This window comes from Desulfotomaculum sp. (assembly GCF_982386235.1).
The window spans coordinates 20,628-40,470 of the sequence record NZ_CEVWQM010000004.1; the positions used below are offsets into that span (position 1 = coordinate 20,628).

At 44.5% G+C, this 19,843-nt stretch carries 17 protein-coding genes; 1 reads left to right on the plus strand and 16 read right to left on the minus strand.

Annotation, left to right across the window (positions count from 1 at the left end):
- Window positions 1–180 precede the first annotated feature (180 nt).
- From AC1U9Z_RS03175 to AC1U9Z_RS03245, 15 genes are all read right to left on the minus strand, one after another.
- The gene (locus AC1U9Z_RS03175) at window positions 181–1,422 is read right to left on the minus strand and encodes a methionine gamma-lyase family protein (protein ID WP_479955674.1); all 1,242 of its coding nucleotides are present in this window, start codon (window positions 1,420–1,422) and stop codon (window positions 181–183) included.
- A gap of 41 nt (window positions 1,423–1,463) precedes the next feature.
- On the minus strand, window positions 1,464–2,420 hold the full coding sequence (locus AC1U9Z_RS03180; RefSeq protein ID WP_479955675.1) for an AAA family ATPase: 957 nt from the start codon (window positions 2,418–2,420) through the stop codon (window positions 1,464–1,466).
- 117 nt (window positions 2,421–2,537) lie between these two features.
- Window positions 2,538–2,777: an RNA chaperone Hfq gene (gene hfq / locus AC1U9Z_RS03185; protein WP_333531156.1), complete on the minus strand. Its 240-nt coding sequence runs from the start codon at window positions 2,775–2,777 to the stop codon at window positions 2,538–2,540.
- A 67-nt stretch (window positions 2,778–2,844) separates the two neighbouring features.
- Entirely contained in the window at window positions 2,845–3,789 is a 945-nt protein-coding gene (gene miaA / locus AC1U9Z_RS03190; RefSeq protein WP_479955676.1) for a tRNA (adenosine(37)-N6)-dimethylallyltransferase MiaA, read from the minus strand.
- Window positions 3,790–4,584, minus strand: a complete 795-nt coding sequence (locus tag AC1U9Z_RS03195; protein WP_479955677.1) for a class I SAM-dependent methyltransferase — start codon at window positions 4,582–4,584, stop codon at window positions 3,790–3,792.
- Window positions 4,581–6,461 carry a DNA mismatch repair endonuclease MutL gene (gene mutL, locus AC1U9Z_RS03200; RefSeq protein ID WP_479955678.1) on the minus strand — a complete coding sequence of 627 codons (1,881 nt, stop codon included), beginning with the start codon at window positions 6,459–6,461 and terminating at the stop codon, window positions 4,581–4,583. The genes AC1U9Z_RS03195 and mutL overlap by 4 nt, the downstream gene beginning before the upstream one ends.
- Window positions 6,462–6,476: 15 nt before the next feature.
- Window positions 6,477–7,829: a histone deacetylase family protein gene (locus AC1U9Z_RS03205; protein WP_479955679.1), complete on the minus strand. Its 1,353-nt coding sequence runs from the start codon at window positions 7,827–7,829 to the stop codon at window positions 6,477–6,479.
- On the minus strand, window positions 7,822–9,507 hold the full coding sequence (locus AC1U9Z_RS03210) for a hydantoinase/oxoprolinase family protein (protein ID WP_479955680.1): 1,686 nt from the start codon (window positions 9,505–9,507) through the stop codon (window positions 7,822–7,824). Before AC1U9Z_RS03210 ends, AC1U9Z_RS03205 begins: the two co-directional genes overlap by 8 nt.
- Before the next feature lie 124 nt (window positions 9,508–9,631).
- Window positions 9,632–12,220 carry a DNA mismatch repair protein MutS gene (gene mutS, locus AC1U9Z_RS03215; protein WP_479955803.1) on the minus strand — a complete coding sequence of 863 codons (2,589 nt, stop codon included), beginning with the start codon at window positions 12,218–12,220 and terminating at the stop codon, window positions 9,632–9,634.
- Window positions 12,221–12,566: 346 nt separating this feature from the next.
- Window positions 12,567–12,944, minus strand: a complete 378-nt coding sequence (locus tag AC1U9Z_RS03220; RefSeq protein ID WP_479955681.1) for a YlbF/YmcA family competence regulator — start codon at window positions 12,942–12,944, stop codon at window positions 12,567–12,569.
- 33 nt (window positions 12,945–12,977) lie between these two features.
- Window positions 12,978–14,357: a tRNA (N6-isopentenyl adenosine(37)-C2)-methylthiotransferase MiaB gene (miaB, locus tag AC1U9Z_RS03225; RefSeq protein ID WP_479955682.1), complete on the minus strand. Its 1,380-nt coding sequence runs from the start codon at window positions 14,355–14,357 to the stop codon at window positions 12,978–12,980.
- Window positions 14,358–14,637: 280 nt separating this feature from the next.
- Window positions 14,638–16,188, minus strand: a complete 1,551-nt coding sequence (locus tag AC1U9Z_RS03230; RefSeq protein WP_479955683.1) for a DHA2 family efflux MFS transporter permease subunit — start codon at window positions 16,186–16,188, stop codon at window positions 14,638–14,640.
- Window positions 16,189–16,284: 96 nt separating this feature from the next.
- Entirely contained in the window at window positions 16,285–16,938 is a 654-nt protein-coding gene (locus AC1U9Z_RS03235) for an HlyD family secretion protein (RefSeq protein ID WP_479955684.1), read from the minus strand.
- Between the two features lie 47 nt (window positions 16,939–16,985).
- A complete protein-coding gene (locus AC1U9Z_RS03240) occupies window positions 16,986–17,852 on the minus strand; it encodes an efflux RND transporter periplasmic adaptor subunit (RefSeq protein ID WP_479955685.1) in 867 nt (288 codons plus the stop codon).
- Window positions 17,853–18,118: 266 nt separating this feature from the next.
- A complete protein-coding gene (locus tag AC1U9Z_RS03245; protein ID WP_479955686.1) occupies window positions 18,119–18,343 on the minus strand; it encodes a hypothetical protein in 225 nt (74 codons plus the stop codon).
- A 416-nt stretch (window positions 18,344–18,759) separates the two neighbouring features.
- Between AC1U9Z_RS03245 and AC1U9Z_RS03250 the strand changes: the two genes are divergently transcribed.
- A complete protein-coding gene (locus AC1U9Z_RS03250) occupies window positions 18,760–19,221 on the plus strand; it encodes a winged helix-turn-helix transcriptional regulator (RefSeq protein ID WP_479955687.1) in 462 nt (153 codons plus the stop codon).
- A gap of 69 nt (window positions 19,222–19,290) precedes the next feature.
- On the opposite strand, the gene AC1U9Z_RS03255 is transcribed toward AC1U9Z_RS03250, so the two are convergent.
- Window positions 19,291–19,680 (minus strand): hypothetical protein, encoded by a 390-nt coding sequence (locus tag AC1U9Z_RS03255; RefSeq protein ID WP_479955688.1) that lies wholly within the window; start codon window positions 19,678–19,680, stop codon window positions 19,291–19,293.
- Window positions 19,681–19,843: the final 163 nt, after the last annotated feature.

The following is a 19,843-nucleotide window of genomic DNA, read 5'->3' on the forward strand; positions in this document are numbered from 1 at the left end:
GACCTCTGTCTTATCTTATTATATACCCAACTGCCAGTTATTTCATTAATACCCTTGGAACATAAAGGTAAGTTTCGAAAAAACAACCTGCCGTGGGCCATAAGCAAGAACCCAAAGGCAAAATAATCACGAAGCCCAAGGACTATGGCCTTTTCCAAACTGAAAGCGGATGGCTATTTTCTATTTCACTTGCAATACATTTTTTGCCGCGTTTATGACACCAATGCGAACATATTCCTTGGATAACCCACCTTGCAGATACACAGCATAGGGTTGCCGCAAAGGAGCATCTGCGGTTAATTCCAAAGAGGCTCCTTGGACAAAGGTTCCCGCAGCCATGATTACATCATCTTCATAACCAGGCATATAGTCTGGTTCTGGCAAGGCATGGGCATCCACAGGGGAAGCCTCTTGAATCCCCCGGCAAAAGGCCACTAACCTTGCCGGTGTTTCCAAGGCAATGGCCTGAATAATATCGGACCTTGGTTCGTCAAAGGCAGGCGATACGTTAAAGCCTAATCGCTCAAATAACCTGGCAGCAAACACGGCCCCCTTGAGAGCCTCTGCCACAACATGGGGTGCCAGAAAAATACCCTGCATTAAAAGTCTTTGCACATCCAGGGACGGACCCACTTCTGCCCCAATTCCCGGTGCTGTCCATCGATGGGAAGCAGCTTCAACCAGATCCTTTCTCCCCACAACATAGCCGCCGGTGGGGGCTAACCCGCCGCCAGGATTTTTCATCAGAGAGCCGGCGGCTAGGTCCGCTCCCACAGCCGTTGGCTCCAGGTTTTCTACTAACTCGCCATAGCAATTGTCCACAAATACATATACCTGAGGGGCATGTTCCCTGATAAATCCTACTAATTTTTGCAGTTCCTGCATGGTTAACGGTGGTCGCCAGGCATAGCCCCGGGACCTTTGAATAAGAACAACTTTCGTACGGGGATTTAATGCTTCCTTTATGTTATCCCAAGCAAGGGTTCCCCCGGAAGTCAATTCCACCTGGTTATAAGAAACGCCAAAATCCTTGAGGGAACCAGAGGCATTGCCCCTTTTGCCAATGATTTCTTCCAAGGTATCATAGGGGGAACCCTGGACCGCCAGTAATTCATCCCCAGGCCTTAGGAGACCAAACAAAGCAATGGCTATGGCATGGGTTCCAGACACAATTTGTCCCCTAACCAAAGCTGCTTCGGCACCAAAAACATGGGCATATATTTTTTCCAGGGCATCCCGGCCAGCATCATTATAGCCATAGCCAGTTGTACCCCGCAAATGATAATCGGCTGTCCTCGCCAGATGAAAACCCTCCAGCACCCTTTGATGGTTTTTCATGGCCATTGCCTCGATGTCTCGGTAAACCGCTTGTACTTCGGTTTCCACTTCGTTGGCCAGACTTTCTAAAATATTTGCTTGCATAGTTCCTCCGTTTATGTAAAAAAATTTTGACCCTGAAGGTATTATATTTCCTCCAGGGCCTCTGTCAAGTCTTCTTTGTTGATCGTCATCAGATCCTGTCGTGAAATGTCCTTTTTGCTAACTAGACGAACGGCCTGCAGGCGCATGGCCCGTTCAATCAAATTGCGTACCAGTCTAGCGTTGCCACTATGTTCATGCCTTCTGGTCTGTTGCTCTATTATTTTTGCTAATTCCGCCGCCGCTGGCGATGCCAGTTGATATTGACGTTGTTTGAGCATAAGACCGGCAATTTTCATTAAATCATCAATGGAGTAATCCGGGAAAGTAATATGGATGGGAAAACGAGAGCGCAGGCCGGGGTTGGTTTCCAAAAAATAGTCCATTTCATCCTGATAACCAGCTAGGATGATGATTAGATTGTCCTTATTGTTTTCCATGCTGGTAACCATGGCATCAATGGCTTCCTTACCGAAATCCTTCTCGCCGCCCCTGGCTAAAGAATAGGCTTCATCAATAAATAGGATGCCGCCAACGGCCTTTTTTATTTGATCGCGGGTTTTGGCTGCCGTATGTCCAATGTACTCACCTACTAAATCAGCCCGCTCCACCTCAATGAGATGTCCCTTCGGTAAAACCCCCATCTCTTTAAACAGCCGGCCAATAATTCTAGCCACAGTGGTTTTACCGGTACCAGGGTTCCCTTTAAAAATCATATGTAAAACCATGGGTTCAAAAATTAATTTTTCCTTTTGTCTAAGTTTCTGGATTTCTACAAAGGCTTGAATTTCCTTAACTAGTTTTTTTACACTGTCAAGGCCAATTAAAAGATCCAGTTCACCTAGTATTTCCTGAGCAGCCTTACGGTTTATTTCACCAGGGGACGGGGCTTTATCCTGTTGGGCTGGTTGTTTAGCAGGTAAAGAAGGTCTTTTGATCAATCCCCCCTGCCTTGGCGGTTCTGGTCTGGGCGGGTTCTGCCACATTCTTATTCTAACCATAGGAGCCACCTCCGGGTAAATTTTGCGCTTTTTAAACATTATACGCTCGGAGGATCGAATAGTGACCAAGGAAAACAAAAACCCCTCCATCAGGAGGGGCATTGAAGGGGCCTGATTTTATGCTTTATTTTCCGAAAAGGAAGTATTAACCGCACGCAGTGGGCTAATGGTGGAAATAGCATGTTTGTATACCATTAACTGCTTGCCATCACTTTCCAAAATCACTGTAAAATTATCAAAACCCCTAACCATCCCTTTTAATTGAAAACCATTAATAAGAAAAATGGTTACAGGTATATTTTCCTTGCGTACCTGATTTAAAAAAGCATCTTGTAAATTTATTTGGGGTTTAGTCATGAGGGTTCCCTCCATTGGTAAAAATTTTCTATTTATGTATTTTCTATATTATGTATCTTAACTCATTCTACGTAGTTAATAAATCTCCTGCCATCTGTCTCTTAATTTCCTTCGCAATGGCTTTTTTATTTTCAAAGTGCTCCATATTAAGCCAATGAATCCTTTGGTCAGCCCGAAACCAGGTAAGTTGACGCTTGGCAAAACGCCTAGTGTTGCGTTTTAGAATTTCCGCGGCTTCCTCTAAAGAACATTCTCCCTTTAGATAACGAACAATCTCCTTGTAACCTAAGCCTTGCAGTGCAGTACCCCATGTTTCATACTGCTTTAGCAAATTTTTCACTTCATCGACCAGACCTTTTTCCAACATCAAATCTACCCGTTGTTCAATCCTTTTATATAGTAATTGCCGATCCATCGTTAGACCAAACATTTTTAGGTTATATTTGGGTGGATCTTCTTTACGGATGTACTGGTACTCTGAAATTGTTTTGCCCGTTTGGTAATATACTTCCAAAGCCCGGATAACCCTTCTTAAATCATTGGGGTGTAAGCGTTCGGCAGATTCCGGGTCTACCTCAGAAAGTTTCCTGTGCATTGCCTCGGCCCCTACCCTTGCCGCTTCACTTTTAAGTTCTTCCCTGAGACGATTTTCTTTCGCAGGAGGGGTAAAGTCATAATGATCGATTACCGACCGTACATACAAACCTGTTCCGCCCACCAGTATGGGTAAATGCCCATCCCTCGTAATATCGTCAATGAGCTGCTCTGCCTTATTCTGATACATGGCCACACTAAATTCCTCATCTGGTTCTACGAGATCAATCAGATGATGGGGAATTCCTTGCATCTCTTCAAATGTGGGTTTAGCGGTGCCAATATTCATATGCCGATAAACTAACATGGAATCAGCCGATATGATTTCCCCATTGATTATTTTAGCTAACTCTATGGCAACATCCGTTTTGCCCGCAGCCGTAGGACCAACAATAGCGATTAACGACTTTAATGGCACTTAAAACACATCCTTTTGAATAACGCCATAGGCCACCGGGGAATAGCGTCCCCCCTGTACCTTGTGAAAGTTCAAGCGTTGGAATTCTTGACTCTCACGGCTTTCTTTCATGACCACCTTCTTTCTAGCCACACGAACCGCCTCAACAATGGCTTCATTGGATAAAGGGTTGCTATTGGCAAAAAACCTTAATGGGGCCATCGAACTTGATTTTGTTTTGGGCACTCGAAACATGGGGTCAAAATAAACCACATCAAAGGCGTTGCTGGGCAGCTTACAAAGGTATTGGAGATGATGCTCATTCATCACTTTAATGCGTCGCATGGCATTGATTAGCTCCGGCTTTTCGCCAGTATAAGTACAAAGACCCCGACTGACTATTTCCGCCACAGGCTTGGCGTCTTCCAACCCCACGATGGTTCCCCGAGGACCCACCACATAACTGGCCACCAAGGCATCAGCAGCCAGTCCCAGGGTACAATCTAACAATGAATTACCTTCCTGTAAATCCATTGCTTTGATCATTTGGTCAGTTTTCCCAGCCTGTATTTCCTTTATACGCAATTTGGCTAATCCTGGATGAAAAAAAAGTTCTTGATCATCAATAACCAGGGACAATCGCTTTGGACTTACCATTAGAATAGCTGCTGCACCAGTCATTTCTCTTAGGGCTTGGAGAGAATATTTTTTTCTTTGATAGTAGGGTAGATTGATCTCCTGACTTAACTCCAGGGCCCTTTCTTCTAGCTGATTACTGCTTTTTATGCCGGTGGTAATAATAATAGAACTATTCATCGTTTGAACCTTTTTTTCAGCTCCTCTTGACTAATCTGGATTAAGGTTGGTCTGCCGTGAGGACAAGTATAGGGTTTTTGACACTGGGTCAACCCATCGAGCAGTGCCTTGGTCTCTAAGGCATTAAAACTTTGGCCGGCTTTTACCGCATCCCGGCAGGCCATCGCTGCTGCCAATTGATCAATAACCTTGTTTTTATCTATTTTCTGGACAAAATCCCCTTGGAGCCTTGCCAGCAGATCCAGAAAGACTTCCTTTGCTTCGGCTATGGCATTGATCGGTGCACCCCGCAGCAAAAAGGTATCCCCACCAAAATGTTCCAATATAAATCCTATTTCATTTAGCTCCACAATATGTTGCACAATTAATTGTGCTTCGTGGTGAGGCAGTTCCAGTGCCAGGGGTTCCAGCAGCATTTGGGCTTCTACATTTGAGCTAAGTGAATCAAGGTATTTCTCATATAAAACACGTTCGTGAGCAGCGTGTTGATCAATAATATATAAACCACCGATGCCATGGGCCAGTAAATAAGTGGGAGGTAGCTGTCCCAGTGGTGTCAGGTCAGGAAATTCCACCGCGGTCTCTGTTTGGTAAGGGCTTTTGTTTTCTTCCAGACGCGGTTGAGAAATCTTTGTTAGGGTCTCTTTCTGTTCCCTGGGGAAAAAGCTCTGTTTGGCCAAAGGGGCAGAAATATTACGGTGGTTATTAAACCGAAGCTGTCCCTGGTCGTATTTAGGAGCCTCTGTTTTAATTGGCTGCTCCAGGTTGGTGACCTTGGGATCAACAGATTCCTTATTGGCTACAGCTTCTTCCTTTGCAGCAGTGGCTGCCTCCGTTTGCGGAGGACTATTTCTACCGGGCATCATTTCCCATAGGCCTGTGATAGCCTCTGGGGCATTTAGGGAAAGACGAAGGGCTTCCATTAATTCTTCTTCAATTTCCTTTTCTCTGGCTAGACGCACTTCCATTTTTGTTGGGTGAACATTGACATCGACCTGGTTGGGGTCAATATCTATTCGTAAAACTGCAATGGGAAAGCGGCCCGGTGGAATTAACGTTTCAAAGGACCTTTGGATGATCGATGATAAAAAAACACTCCGAATATATCGTCCGTTCAAAAAGAAATTTTGATAATGCCTGGAAGCCCTGGTTAATACTGGCTTAGATATTAAGCCAGCTACTCTAACCAGGTTGCCCTGATAGTTAACCTCCAACATACTCCTAACATTATCTAATCCATAAATGACAGCCACGGCATCTTTTAGAGAATCCTTGCCAGGACTGGCGAAAAGCTGCTTTTTTCCACTATATAATTCAAACCGAACATCTGGACGGGCCATGGCAAGTCTCGTTAGCAGATCACTTACCTGACTGGTCTCAGCATTAGCAGATTTGAGAAATTTTCTTCTGGCAGGTGTATTATAAAATAGGTCCTTTACATCAATGGTTGTTCCAATGGGACAACCAACAGGGGTAACACTTTGGATGAGGCCCCCTTCAATTTGAACCGTTGTACCTGCAAGGTCATTCGCTGTTCTGGTGGTTAGGGTTACCTTGGCCACCGCAGCGATACTGGGTAAGGCCTCGCCCCGAAAGCCCAGGGTTAAGATGCTGCTTAGGTCCTCTGGGGCTTTAATTTTACTGGTGGCGTGACGTTGAAAGCAGAGCTCTGCATCTGCACCGGACATGCCTGACCCATTATCGACTACCTTGATGGAGGTTAAGCCTCCTTGGATTAGTTCCACAATAATTCTGGTTGCCCCGGCATCCAGACCATTCTCAACTAATTCCTTGACCACAGAAACCGGGCGCTCTACTACTTCACCCGCAGCAATTTTGTTTGCCGTGAATTCATCCAAAAGGATAATGCTTGCCAAGTTGTCACGTCACCCCTAACCCTTAGAACGAACTTCTTTATCTTGCGCCCGCTCATAAATCAAAAAGGTATCACTTAGCTTATCCTGCAAGTAGCTAAAATCAAACTTCCGTTGCTTAGACGCTTCATAATGATCCCTGGCTTCCCTTTGACAATCTGCACAGGCCTGGAAGGGTATGGTCACGGCATAAACATGATAATGTTTGCCGTCGGGATGATAGGCCTGGGACTCAAAACTTAGAAAACCAGGACACTGTTCACAGAGATGAACCCTTTCGATTTGCTGTTCCTCTATATGGTGTGTATCATAATAAATCGGTTTTGAGGTTTGCAAAACTTTTTTCCCCTTAGCTAGGGAATACTTATCAAATTGATGCCGGTTGGCCCAGAGGTTCTGTAATTCCTCGACAATCCGCTTAACCTCAGAGGTTACCTGAGGACTTTCTTTAAAGCTAGCCGGGTCATATTCCGGTTCAACCACTGATGTATAATCCTTCCCGGCCAAAGCCAACAGGATGGCCAGGTTGACATAGGGTAAAGCCGTCTCAATGGCATAGCCACCTTCCAGCACCGCCAGATCCGGTTTTAATTTCTCTGTTAATCTGGCATAGCCCTGGGCTGTAATTTTCATTCGACCCAGGGGATCGGTAAAGTGGTTGTCCTGGCCAGCCGAGTTAACAATAAAATCCGGTTGAAAATCTTTTAATATAGGTAGGATCAGGTTATCCACCACATAATGCAGACTAGCGTCCGTAACACCCGGTGGTAAGGGAATGTTAATGGTGGCACAATAAGCCCCAGGTCCCCCTAACTCATTGGTAAAGCCTGTGCCGGGATAAATGGTTCTGCCATCCTGGTGGAAAGAAATAAACAGTACATCTGGATCATGATAAAAAATATCCTGGGTACCGTCCCCATGGTGCACATCGGTATCCACGATGGCAATTTTTTTAATCCCGTAGGTCCTTCTCAGATAATCTACCAGAATTGCTTCGTTGTTGATATTACAAAAGCCTCGATTCCCATGCACCACCCGCATAGCATGGTGTCCCGGCGGGCGAACCAAGGCAAAGCCATTTTTAATTTCCCCACCCATTATTTTGTCACCCAGCAGCAAGGCAGACCCGGCGGCAATGCGATGAGAATCCAACACTTGCTCCTCAACCCCCGGCACGCAAAAATGAACCCGGGCAATATCATGGGCTGAAGCCAGGCGGGGAGAATATTCTGCAATTTCTGGGAGGTCCAAAATACCTTCTTCAAACATTTGATCCCTGGTATAAAGAAGCCTCTCTTCCCGCTCGGGGTGAGTTGGCGAAATTGCCCAGTCAAAGGCGGGAAAAAAAATGATACCTGTTTTTTTACTCATTTAACAACACCCCCTCAGAATCGATATAGGCTAAGATTCCCCCGGGTGTTTGGGCAGATATATGATAAAGCCTCCCTGCGGTTTGCCAGCCCCGTACCACATTAAATACTTCTTGATTGGTAATTTCTACTTCCGTGGCATACTCTTGCAACTGCATTTTTTCAGCCCGTTTGGCAATCCATGTTTTGGCCAGTTCCACTGCGGAAACTTGATCAAGCTTGCCTGCTAATTTCCCCTGGTAACCCTCTTCTTCTACAATAAAGATGCGTCTTTCTGTGTCGGCCATTAGATTGACTTGTACGGTGGGCTTAGAAACTGCTGCCCCAATGGCATTTGCCACCGGTGCATAGGGCGGTAGGACAGGCAGGCAACCCATTCTTGCAGCAATATGTGGTACAAAGCCAGCTGCTCCACCACCAACTCCCACCACATTGCGGGGGCGTACTTTTCTTTTTTGCAGCACTTCCCAGACCCGATAGGCAGGTTCCTGTTCCCATTCCAAGAACATACGTTCAATGACTTCAACGATATTGTGCACCACTAAATCCACGATCTTCTGGGCCACTGTCTGGTCATCCAGGCCAATGGGTGAGCCTAACTTGTGCATGGCCTCATGGGCCTTGGCCTGGTCTCCGATTTCTGTAATACCCAATACCCGTAAAGCATCCGTTGGTGTAGGCAGTGGACCACCCAAACAATAGGCTGAACCTACCCTCTCGGAATAGATGACAAAGTTATTCCCCAGGCGTTCCACGACACTATCCCCGCCAACGGGAACAGAACGAACTGCCAAGGCCCTTACCTGGGTAAATTGATTACCAATTTTGACCCCCTTCGAAGCCAACAAAGGCGTCCCCGATAAAATTAGTGCTAAATCGGTGGTGGTTCCGCCAATATCCACCACCAGGGAGGTTTCACCGGGGGGTGTCAGGGCCTGCACACCAAGGGTACTGGCAGCCGGACCCGAAAAAATAGTTTCCATCGGCACCTCCTCGGAGGCGGTAAGGGGTAAGGTCCCCCCATCTGCCTTGAGGATAAAGACAGGTGCCTTGATATCTCTCCGGATCATAGCATCTCTGACAGCATTGGCAAAGTAGCGGTATTTATCACGGGTGGCACAAGAAAAAACCGTATTGGCTATCCGACGGGGAAAATTTAATTTGCCGCCGGCCCGATGCCCCATTTCTACCTGCCAATCGGGATGACGTTTGATTAAATAGTCAGTTATCCTTAGCTCATGGCTATTATTTCTGGTGGAGAATTTTCCCACCACAGCAACCTTGTTATATCCTTTGGTTTCCAGCCACTTTAGCGCTTCCTCTATTTCAGATTCCGTCAGTGCTGTGATTTCACGCCCCCGGTAGTCCATCGCACCCTTTAAACAAAATACATCATCTTGTCCCCGCAGCTCTGAGTAAGTCCGCCCGGGACCTGGCAAGACCACTAAGCCAACAGGATCATATTTATTTTCTACAATCAAATTAGTCACCAGGGTAGTACTAAAAACAACCCTTTTAATGAGATGCCCAGATACCCCCTTGAGTAAGTTATCCAGGGCATCCCCTAAGGAAAGTAACAAATCGTCCTGGGTTTCTACCTTGGCGGTTGCACGTACAGTACCGCCATCCAGTAGAACAGCATCCGTACATGTGCCGCCTACATCGATTCCTATTAACATGACGGCCCTCCTAACATTATATATCTATGTTATTTCTGCAGTATACAATTGACCTCCCTAAATAGACCATGATTCAGTTTAACATAATTTATCCAATTTTTGCAAAGAGTCACAGGAAGTAACCCTATTTATTACTAAGCTTTTTTTGCAAGTTAGCTAAAAAGTTTAGGCTTTCCAGCGGTGTCATGTTATTGAGATTGAGGGCTAAAATTTCTGTCTCCAGTTCGCTTGGGGTTGTAGCGAATATGGCTAACTGCTCACCTGCTGCGGCAGTTTGGGTCTTACCGGACACCACTTCCTGGGCTGCCCTTTGATGAAATTCCAACTGCTGTACCAGTTCCCCTGCCCGCTGGATGATCTCGGTAGGTACTCCGGCCAATCTGGCACAGTGTACCCCATAACTTTTACTGGCTTTGGCACGCACTACCTTGCGCAGAAAGGCAACCTCCGCCCCCTGTTCCTTTACGGCTGTGGCATAGTTGTTAAGTCCCGGCAAGAGGCCTTCTAATTCAGCAAGTTCATGGTAGTGTGTGGAAAATAATGTTCGACAGCCAACTTTAGTATGCAAATACTCAATAACCGATTGGGCAATGGCCATCCCCTCTAAGTTGGAGGTGCCCCTGCCCAGTTCATCTATAATGACTAAGCTCTTTGACGTGGCATGGTCAATGATTTGCTTTGTTTCATACATTTCCACCATAAAGGTACTTTGACCGGAGCTAAGATCATCGGAGGCACCCACTCTGGCAAATATCCTATCCACCAGGCCAATATTAGCCTGGGCAGCGGGGACAAAACTACCCACCTGGGCCATGAGGACAATTAAAGCTACCTGTCTTTGATAGGTGCTTTTACCACCCATATTCGGGCCGGTAATTAAACACAACCGATCCCCCTGGTTGTCCAAATAGGTGTCATTGGGTACAAAACCACCCGGACCCAGGGTGTTTTCCACCACTGGATGTCGCCCGTCCTTGATCTTTATGATACCCTTATCGGATATTTCCGGGCGAACATAACCATACCTGGTTGCCGCCTCCGCCAGAGCTATCAGGGCGTCCATTTCAGATAGCAGGGATGCAGTCTGTTGGATACGGTTGACCTCCTGAGCGATTCTGTTTCTAATGTCAACAAACAAGTTATATTCAAGATCCACCAGCCTGTCTTCGGCGCCTAGGATTAAACTTTCGTATTCCTTCAACTCAGGCGTAATAAAACGTTCCGCATTGGCCAGGGTCTGTCTTCTTTGGTAATACTCCGGTACCATTCCTAGATTAGCCCGGGTAACTTCCAGATAATAACCAAAGACCTTGTTAAAACCCACCTTTAGACTCTTAACTCCGGTCTTTTCCTTTTCCCTTGCCTCCAGCCCAGCCAGCCACCTTTTACCATCCCTGGCTGCTGTCCTAAGCTGGTCAACCTCTTGATGATACCCGTCTTTAATTAAGCCGCCATCGCGCAAAGATATTGGCGGATTTTCCGCCAGGGCAGTGCCTAGAAGTTGGCGTAAATCATCCAGGGTATCGAAATGCTCATAAATGTTTTTTAGCAATTGACTGTTGCATTTTGCCAAGGCATCATAGATTAGGGGAAGCTTTTCCAGGGAGCCCAGCAGGGCCATCAGATCACGTCCATTGGCACTGCCATAGGAAGCTCTGGCTACTAAACGCTCCAGGTCATAGATATTTTTTAATGCTCCGGCCAATTCATCCCGCAGCAGTAGGGAGTTAACCAGTTCTTCCACTGCATCGAGACGATCCTCAATTTTATTGCTATGAATCAGGGGTTGTTCCAACCAATTTTTAAGTTTTCTCCCCCCCATGGCAGTTTTGGTGGCATCAAGCACCCCCAACAAGCTCCCCTTTTTATCGCCATCCCTGAGGGATTTAGATATTTCCAGGTTGCGACGGGCGATACTATCCAGCACCATAAAGGTCTTGGGGGAATATGCTTTGATTTCAGTTAAGTGGGGAAGCTTTCGTTTCTGTGTCGTGATTAAATACTTCAGCAACATCCCCGCAGCAATACAAATACCCGGCCTATCCTGATAAGCCGAGCCAATGCCAGCCCCAAATTGATCCTTTAGTATTTCTATGTAATCAGCAGCCAGTTGATCTTCTTCTATGGTTGTCATGGTAGTGGCGTTAAGAGCATGAATAACCTGCGCTAATTTCTCATATTGATTAATCTCCGGTGTTAGCAGCAATTCCCTGGGAGCTAATCGCCCCAGTTCATCCAGCAAGTCTTCTAAGGCCCAAGGGCCAACCAATTCGGTTACTTGAAATAACCCGGTGGATAAATCTGCTATGGCCATACCAAAGGCCGAAGTTCCCGTCTCACACAGAGCCACCAGATAATTGTTGTCCTTCTCACTGAGGGTACTTCCCTCAACCACCGTCCCAGGGGTAACCACCCTGATTACTTCCCTTTTAACAATACCCTTGGTTGCCTTGGGATCTTCCATCTGCTCACAAATGGCTACTTTATAACCCTTATCGATTAGTTTGCTAAGATAGCTATCAACGGCGTGGTAGGGTACCCCACACATGGGAACCCGCTCCGGTTCCCCAGCCTCCCGTCCAGTGAGGGTTATTTCCAGTTCCCGGGAAGCCAAGATGGCATCCTCAAAAAACATTTCATAAAAGTCCCCCAGACGAAAAAATAACAGGGCATCCGGATTCTGTTTTTTAATGTCTAAATACTGTTGCATCATTGGTGTTAGGGCCACAAAACATCTCCTCCCGCAACCAATTATATCATAGCTAACAACCGGCTATTAGAAAAACTTGGCTCGTTTATGCCCTTAAGGGTACGCCAAATATAGCGCACCCTTAAGGGCACAAGCGAGCCTTAGCTTTTCTATCCTGATAATCGCTTTCTATTATCATTGTTCGGATGGTGCCGACCAGCGGCATGAAAGTCTTATACTATCATCCTTAAAATCTTATATTTTTGATAGTAAAAGAAAAACCCCCTTGGCCAAATAGCCAAGGAGGTCACTCTTATGTAATATCTAAACGTAATATCGAATGTCGTAGACCTACGACCGTTCTTTAGCCTCAACTGAAGGAGCCTGTACCGCAATTGCAACCCTGGGGTTGCCTTGGTCCCTCAATGCCCTCACTGATTTGATCATTAACCTGGTTAAGGAATTTTTGGAATTTCTCTTGAATTTCTGCAAACTCCCGAATTAAGTTATTGCCCATCATTTTGTCTTCCACTGCATACACTTCATTTAATTGCTCATCGGACAACTCTTTCCCCTGCATACGCAACATATGATGGGACTGCTGAAGTTGTTGAAATCCTTCAATTAAGGCCAGCGCATCAACATCAGCCATCATCCTAGACTCTTTTTCCCGCATGGTTTTATATTCTTCAGACTGGGCGATTAGCTTGCCTAATTCCAAGGCCTTTTCTAGGATAACATTACTCATAAATTTCACCTCCCAAAGAAATATACAGAGAATCTATACTATGGCACCCTTCGGTACCAGTTCTCCCTCTAATAGGTTTGGCCGACCCTTGGTTATTTTAACCTGAACAAGTTTTCCAATGAGTTTTATGTCCCCTCGAAAAACCACCAGCTTGTTGGTTCTGGTCCTGCCTGCCAGCAAATCTGGATTCGTCTTGGTTTCCCCTTCAACCAAAACCTCCAGCATCCTGCCTTCCTCCTGCTGATTATTCTCCAAAGAAATTTGCCCCTGCAGCTCTATGAGCCTTTGAATTCTTTCACTCTTCACTTCCTCTGGAACTTGCTCCATCTTAGCCGCCGGAGTACCTGTGCGCATGTTATAAACAAAGGTAAAGGCACTGTCATAACGCACTAGCTTTACCAGGTCTAGGGTATCCTCAAAGTCTGCTTCGGTTTCACCCGGAAACCCTACCATTAAATCCGCAGTGATACTGGCATTAGGAACGGCTTCTTTAATCTTTCTGATTAATTCTAAATAGTGTTCCCTGGTATAGCCACGATTCATTAATTTTAATATCCGATTACTGCCGGCCTGGGCAGGCAGGTGGTAATGCTCACAGACCTTTTTGGTGGAAGCAATCACATCAATCAGCCTCTGATCAAAATCCCTGGGGTGGGAGGTCATGAATCGGATTCTTTCTAAGCCTGCAATTTTATCTAAGGCCAAGAGAAGATCTGCAAAGCGGTAATGATCAGCAAACTCCTTACCATAGGAATTCACATTTTGCCCCAAAAGGGTTACCTCTTTAAAACCTTCCTGAACCAGTGCCTTTATCTCATTAATAATTTCCTCCGGCTGCCGGCTGCGTTCCCTGCCCCTTACATAGGGGACAATGCAATAGGTACAAAAGTTATTGCAGCCGTACATAATGGTCACCCAAGCCTTCAGCTTGTCTTTGCGTTTAACCGGTATGTTCTCTTCAATTCCTTTTTCCGTGGCCCATACCTCTAAAATTGCCTCGTGGTTTTCCTGGACCTGGTGAATCATACGGGGTAATTCATGAATATTGTGGGTACCAAAAATCAAATCCACAAAGGGAAAACTATGTCTGATTCGTTTGGCAGCATCCTCCTGCTGGGGCATACAACCACATACAGCCAATATTAAATCCGGCTTGGCCACCTTCCGTTTTCTCAGTCGTCCCAGCAGCCCAAACACCTTGCTCTCTGCGGTCTCCCGCACGCAACAGGTATTTAAAATAATAATATCTGCTTTCTCCTGGGTATCCGTCGGACTGTACCCTAAATCTTCTAACATGCCGGCTAAGGACTCCGAATCTCTTTCATTCATTTGACAACCAAAGGATTGGATATATGCAAACTTTCCTTCGCCTATTTTCTTATTGAATGATTCATAGGTTGTTCTTTCTGTCATTTATGTTAACCTCCGCCTAGGGTGGAAAATAATCTTAAGCATTAACATTTTCCCATATTTACCCCTGGATTGCAAACTATTACTATTCGTTTTAGGCTTTGCAAGGTAAAAATACTGTTTTTCATACCATAACAACCAAAAGGACCATGGATAACGCCAAATGGTTTTTAATCTTGCGCGTTAAAATCTTAAAGGGGGCGATCAATCGCCCCCAGCCTATACCCTTTTCATAAAGTTTGAATCGCTTTCATTCATATACACAAGGTCATTCATCCTTTTTTCACTTACCTGGAGGTTCTGGCATCGGCGGCTTCATATGGGCATACATCTTATCCTGTCTTTTCCTTTCTTCCTCTACCCTTTTATTACTGAGCAAAAATACCAACGGTAATACCAAGGCAATGATGATCGCACTAATTATAAATGTATCGTCCAAGGCATTCATAAAGGATTGTCTGGCTACCATGCCAGAAATCACCCCTAAACTGGCTTGCTCCGCAGCACCTCCGGATAAACCAGCGGCGGCCAATGGCCCTTTTAGCTGAGACAAAGCCTGTTGCACGCCTAGAGAATCCACACCCATTGATTCTGTATAGAGGGCTGTGTGAAAGGTTTGGCGCTGCGTCATCGTATAGGTTAAATAGGCGATCCCCATTGAAGAAGAAATCTGTCTCACCGTGTTATTGAGCGCCGAGGCCCGGCTAACTAAAAACCTAGGAATGGTATTCATCCCTGCATTTGTTAAAGGCATGCTTGCTAAACCAAAACCAACTGCTCGGACAGCCAGAATTAACTGAATATCCCTGTAAGCAGTATCCAGGCTTAAAGTATGTAGATAATAAGTCATCACGACAACAATGGACATACCCATTATACCAAGCCAAAAGGCCCCAAATTTATCAAACAACTTGCCCCCTATTGGTTGCATCAATCCTGTTATCAAAGCCATTGGCATTAACATCAGGCCGGTCTCCATGGGTGTATAACCCAGCAGATTCTGAGCATAGATCGGGATTAAAAAAACAACTGAAAATAAGGCAACGGTTGAAATACTGGTTGCCACCAGACTGGCTGCAAAGACTGAATTATTGAGCAGTCTAAGATTGATCAGGGGTTGTGGTGTTTCTAGTTCCCACAGAACAAATAAAAGGAGTGAAAAACCAGATATCAAGAACAGTGTGACGATGTATTGGGAGGTCCAGCCCTTATCCTGACCTTCACTAAGTGCCAACAGCAATGCAAAACAACCAATGGTACTCAATATCATACCTGGTATGTCTGGTTTAATATTTTTCTGGATTGGTGTTTCCTTTAAAAACGTTATTGAAAGAAAAATTGCTGCAATACCGATGGGAACATTGACGGTAAAAATCAAACTCCAACTAAAGTTATCCACCAGGTATCCTCCAAGGGTTGGCCCGATGGCCGGTGCGGTAATTGCCGAAACACCCCAAATTCCCATGGCGGCCCCAATCTTTTCACGGGGAAAAATTCTGAAAATCATGGACATGCTAATGGGGATAATCATGCCCCCGCCAATGGCCTGAATCACCCTAAAGATGGTTAAGGAGGTAGTATCCCAGGCCATGCCGCATAATAATGAGCCAAGGGTAAAGGCAGCCACGGACCAAATATACATAAATTTATTACCAAACCTGTCCCCTAGATAACCGGTAATGGGTACCACCACGCCTGTGGTAAGCATATACCCCGTCAAAATCCATTGGACTTCCTCTGCTGAGGAGCCAAACAGCGTCATAAATTTGGGTAATGCTACATTCACAATACTACCGTCTAGGATGGCCATAAAGCAACCAATGACCAGTATCATGAGAGATCCCCACGGAAGCCTTTGATCTTCTTGTTTCTCCCGGGGCGGCAAATTACCGTTAGAGGGACTATGATCCTTTTTCAGGGAAATCACCCTTTACTTGAGATGTATTTTAACAATGGCGTTCATACCAGGAAGTAAACGTTTGTTCTGATCGTCATCAATATTAATTTTAACGGGCACTCTTTGTGTCACCTTGGTAAAGGAATTGCTGCTGCTCTGCTGGGGTAGTAAAGAGAAAACAGAATTAGCTGCTTCACCAATCGATACAACGTTACCTTTAAAACGCATACCGGGAAAAGAGTCTATGGTATATTCAACAGCTTGACCAATGTTTATCTTATACAAATCATTTTCCTCAAGGTTTGCGGTGATATACAGATTATTGGGGTCTACCATCATGGCCACGGGTGAACCCGGTGCCGCTATCTCCCCAACATGGGCAATCTTTTTAACTACCGTTCCAGAGATGGGTGCCTTGATCACCGTTAGATCTAGATTGGTCCCCGGAGCCAATGTAACATCCGACAACCTTCCCATGACTTCACCTTGTTGTAAATTCATACTTTCTTCCACTGGTAACTCAATAATTTGGCCGGATACTTGCGGGCTAACTTTTACAATATTGCCGTCAACTTTTGCATCTTCTGTTGCAACATAGTGGGTATCTTGATACCAGTAGTAATAAGTCACGGAGGCAAGGGTAATTACCATTGCCACTAAAAGCACTACGATTTTCTTTTTCTTCATATGTACCTCCCACTGAGTAGCTTTCGGGTTAGTATGCATGTGTTTAATTAGTTGCCGGATATTAAAACTTCTGCAAACATCCCAGGTTTTAAAAGATATTCAGGGTTGTCGATCCGAACATTGATTCGATAACCCTTTGTTTGAGGATCTGCAGCAAAAGCAATGTTACTTATTTTGCCGATAAAGATCTGGTCAGACACAGCACCTACTTTCACCTGTACTTCCTGACCCTGCTTCAATTTATTGATCTGGTTTTCATTAACAAAACCCTTTACGACAACCCGATTCAGGTTAACCAGTGTCAGTAATACATTTTGTGTTCCGGCCATTTCACCGGGGTTAATATTTTTAGCAGTGATAACACCGGCAAAGGGTGCTTTGATAAACATATCGTCATAGGTAACCTGTCTTTTCTTTAAAGTGGCCTGGGTTGTTTTTAGACTGGCTTCTGATCTTTGAAAGGGTCCTTCATACGTTTTTTCATAATCAGCCTGCGAAATGGCCTGAGAGATTAGTAATTCCTTACCCCTCTGGTAATTCTTCTGATCCAGATCAAATTGTACTTGGGCACTGTTTACAAGGGCTGCTGCCTCTTCAATTTCAGCCGCTTTATCTGCCGCTTCCAGGCTGATCAATAGCTGTCCCGCCTTAACCTCCGTGCCAATATCCACGTTAACTTGAGCTACTTTACCAGCAACTTTGCTGACGATATTTGCTATTTCCACCGCTTCTATTTTGCCGCTCACTGTAATTTTGTTATCTTTGGCTTCAGCAGCACGACCTGTTGAAGTGGTGCTTGTACTTGCTTGTTTCTTAGTCTGTGGCGTCTGAGACATTATATTATTCTGGCTACAACCAATTTGAAAGATACAGAGCAAAGCCAGTGTACCGATAAGCGCTATTTTTTTTGTCACTTCCGTTCCCTCCGTTCCGTCCTTACCTCAATGAACAATAAATCACGCACAAAAATAATCCTCCTTCTGTTCGCAACTCTCGGATTGTATTTTTTTCATCCCTTCCCCCTATTCCTCAAATGTCGTGACAATCAATCCAATTACCGTACCTAGCTAAAATTTTAAAAAATACCCACCTTAACCTGCTTGAAAAATATTTGTAAGAAGGGTATTTGTTTTGGGTTCTATTTTTCCGAAATTGGATTACAAGGTAATGATACGAACTTTTATAATCTTGATCGTTCGGACCAATAATAGGTTGAAATGTGCTGTCCCAGTTCAACGATTTGCGAATTTCTAATGACATATGTTCTTTTGCGACCGATTGGGTAATACCGATACCCATCTACAAACTTTTTAAGTTTATACCCACTTCTTTGAAGGCATTTAGGGTCAAAACAAGCAGCCATATGGGCATCATAAGAGTTTTTAAAAACCATTTCATTTCTCATCATAACTCCCCCTTACTGCTTAAAAAATCTTTTTGAGATTAGGTACGCAATAGAACCAGCCGTTAAAAACAATAGCAATGCTAACTCGATTTTCAGCATTTTTTTACCCCCTGAAAAACCGCACATAAGTTGTTGTATTGGCGTCCGCTAGTTGGTTGTCAAAACAATCATTTGTCTAAAAAAATTATCCAGCCAGATTCCCATACTCAATCAATTGCTTTAGCCATCCGATCCAGCCTGGCTTCCGTTACAATCCGTGCAAGAAAAGACACACGACAAAGACGATTCGAAGTGTTTTTCTAAGCTTTAAAGCATCCTATATGTTACAATATAGCTAGGTAATATCTATTCGGCAAGTAGGCACTTTTTTGTGCTAAAGTACCCAAAAAGATACTTAAAACATTGGGAGTGAAGAAATGATCTATACTGGGAAAAAGCATGAGAATTGCCACATGAAAGAAAACTGTTTAAAGTATGAAATATGCCCAATGATGTTGGTACAAAAAATACTTTCCGGCAAATGGAAAATATTAATCCTGTGGTATTTAAGTTACAGCATACTCCGATTTAATGACATAAAAAAAAGATTACCCTTTGTAACTCAAAAAATGCTCACGCAGCAATTAAGAAGTTTAGAAAAGGATAATCTTATATTCCGAAAGGTATATCCCATTGTTCCCCCAAGAGTGGAATACGGGTTAACACAAACTGGCAAAAGAATAATTCCGATACTGGAGATGATGCATGGTTTCGGGGCAGAGTATTTAGCAGAAGGATATGTTGGTGCGTCCTTGTTGTCCGATTTTGTTACCGATGGAGAGAAGGAAAAGGAAGGACTGTGTCCTCCTGGGCTGTCGAAGGAAGATATTGGGCAGTAATGGATCTAGTGGATTTATCATCACTCTTCATTTCCTCAACGCGATTCAAAAAACACCCCAAAGGGTGCTTTAACGTTGAAATTTAAGAGTCATGTCGGGCATATATTCACGTATTGTGGTAAAAGGTTCGTCTATAAATCTCTGTTCATCTGCTAGCATTTTTTCTAATACACTTCTCTCAACAATTCCATAAGGTTTTACAACTCCCATTGGATGGTGAATTTCCGATGAGAGGACACCACCTTGAACTTCACCAATATCGAGTCCATCAAGGATAAATGTGTATTCGCCAATTACTGCTCCATTTTCGGTTACCTGCATGCCAACCCGGTTGTTTTTACCGCTGAAATAATGACTTAACATACCAAAAATGTGTGGGTGTTTTTGAGTAAGGGAATTTACAACCCTTCTACGCATGGGAACCAACTTTTCTTTCATCAATAAATCAAGCTCAGTCATAACAATTCCTCCTTAAATTATTGGTTGAAAATTATAATTCCCTCTTATGCTGGCTAAATACATTATCTTACGAATTGTTACTTGCAAAACAAGGTATTTCAGGAATATGGAAAGAAACTATTATGGTAAAGATAAAATCTTTGGCCAGATGTACGAAGGCATT

Excerpts from the sequence above, each read along its gene's own strand:
- AC1U9Z_RS03175 (WP_479955674.1), bottom strand. The coding sequence starts at position 1,422 with ATGCAAGCAAATATTTTAGAAAGTCTGGCCAACGAAGTGGAAACCGAA.
- AC1U9Z_RS03180 (WP_479955675.1), bottom strand. The coding sequence starts at position 2,420 with ATGGTTAGAATAAGAATGTGGCAGAACCCGCCCAGACCAGAACCGCCA.
- hfq (WP_333531156.1), bottom strand. The coding sequence starts at position 2,777 with ATGACTAAACCCCAAATAAATTTACAAGATGCTTTTTTAAATCAGGTA.
- AC1U9Z_RS03195 (WP_479955677.1), bottom strand. The coding sequence starts at position 4,584 with ATGAATAGTTCTATTATTATTACCACCGGCATAAAAAGCAGTAATCAG.
- AC1U9Z_RS03205 (WP_479955679.1), bottom strand. The coding sequence starts at position 7,829 with ATGAGTAAAAAAACAGGTATCATTTTTTTTCCCGCCTTTGACTGGGCA.
- AC1U9Z_RS03210 (WP_479955680.1), bottom strand. The coding sequence starts at position 9,507 with ATGTTAATAGGAATCGATGTAGGCGGCACATGTACGGATGCTGTTCTA.
- mutS (WP_479955803.1), bottom strand. The coding sequence starts at position 12,220 with ATGATGCAACAGTATTTAGACATTAAAAAACAGAATCCGGATGCCCTG.
- AC1U9Z_RS03220 (WP_479955681.1), bottom strand. The coding sequence starts at position 12,944 with ATGAGTAATGTTATCCTAGAAAAGGCCTTGGAATTAGGCAAGCTAATC.
- miaB (WP_479955682.1), bottom strand. The coding sequence starts at position 14,357 with ATGACAGAAAGAACAACCTATGAATCATTCAATAAGAAAATAGGCGAA.
- AC1U9Z_RS03230 (WP_479955683.1), bottom strand. The coding sequence starts at position 16,188 with ATGATACTGGTCATTGGTTGCTTTATGGCCATCCTAGACGGTAGTATT.
- AC1U9Z_RS03235 (WP_479955684.1), bottom strand. The coding sequence starts at position 16,938 with ATGAAGAAAAAGAAAATCGTAGTGCTTTTAGTGGCAATGGTAATTACC.
- AC1U9Z_RS03245 (WP_479955686.1), bottom strand. The coding sequence starts at position 18,343 with ATGAGAAATGAAATGGTTTTTAAAAACTCTTATGATGCCCATATGGCT.
- AC1U9Z_RS03250 (WP_479955687.1), top strand. The coding sequence starts at position 18,760 with ATGATCTATACTGGGAAAAAGCATGAGAATTGCCACATGAAAGAAAAC.
- AC1U9Z_RS03255 (WP_479955688.1), bottom strand. The coding sequence starts at position 19,680 with ATGACTGAGCTTGATTTATTGATGAAAGAAAAGTTGGTTCCCATGCGT.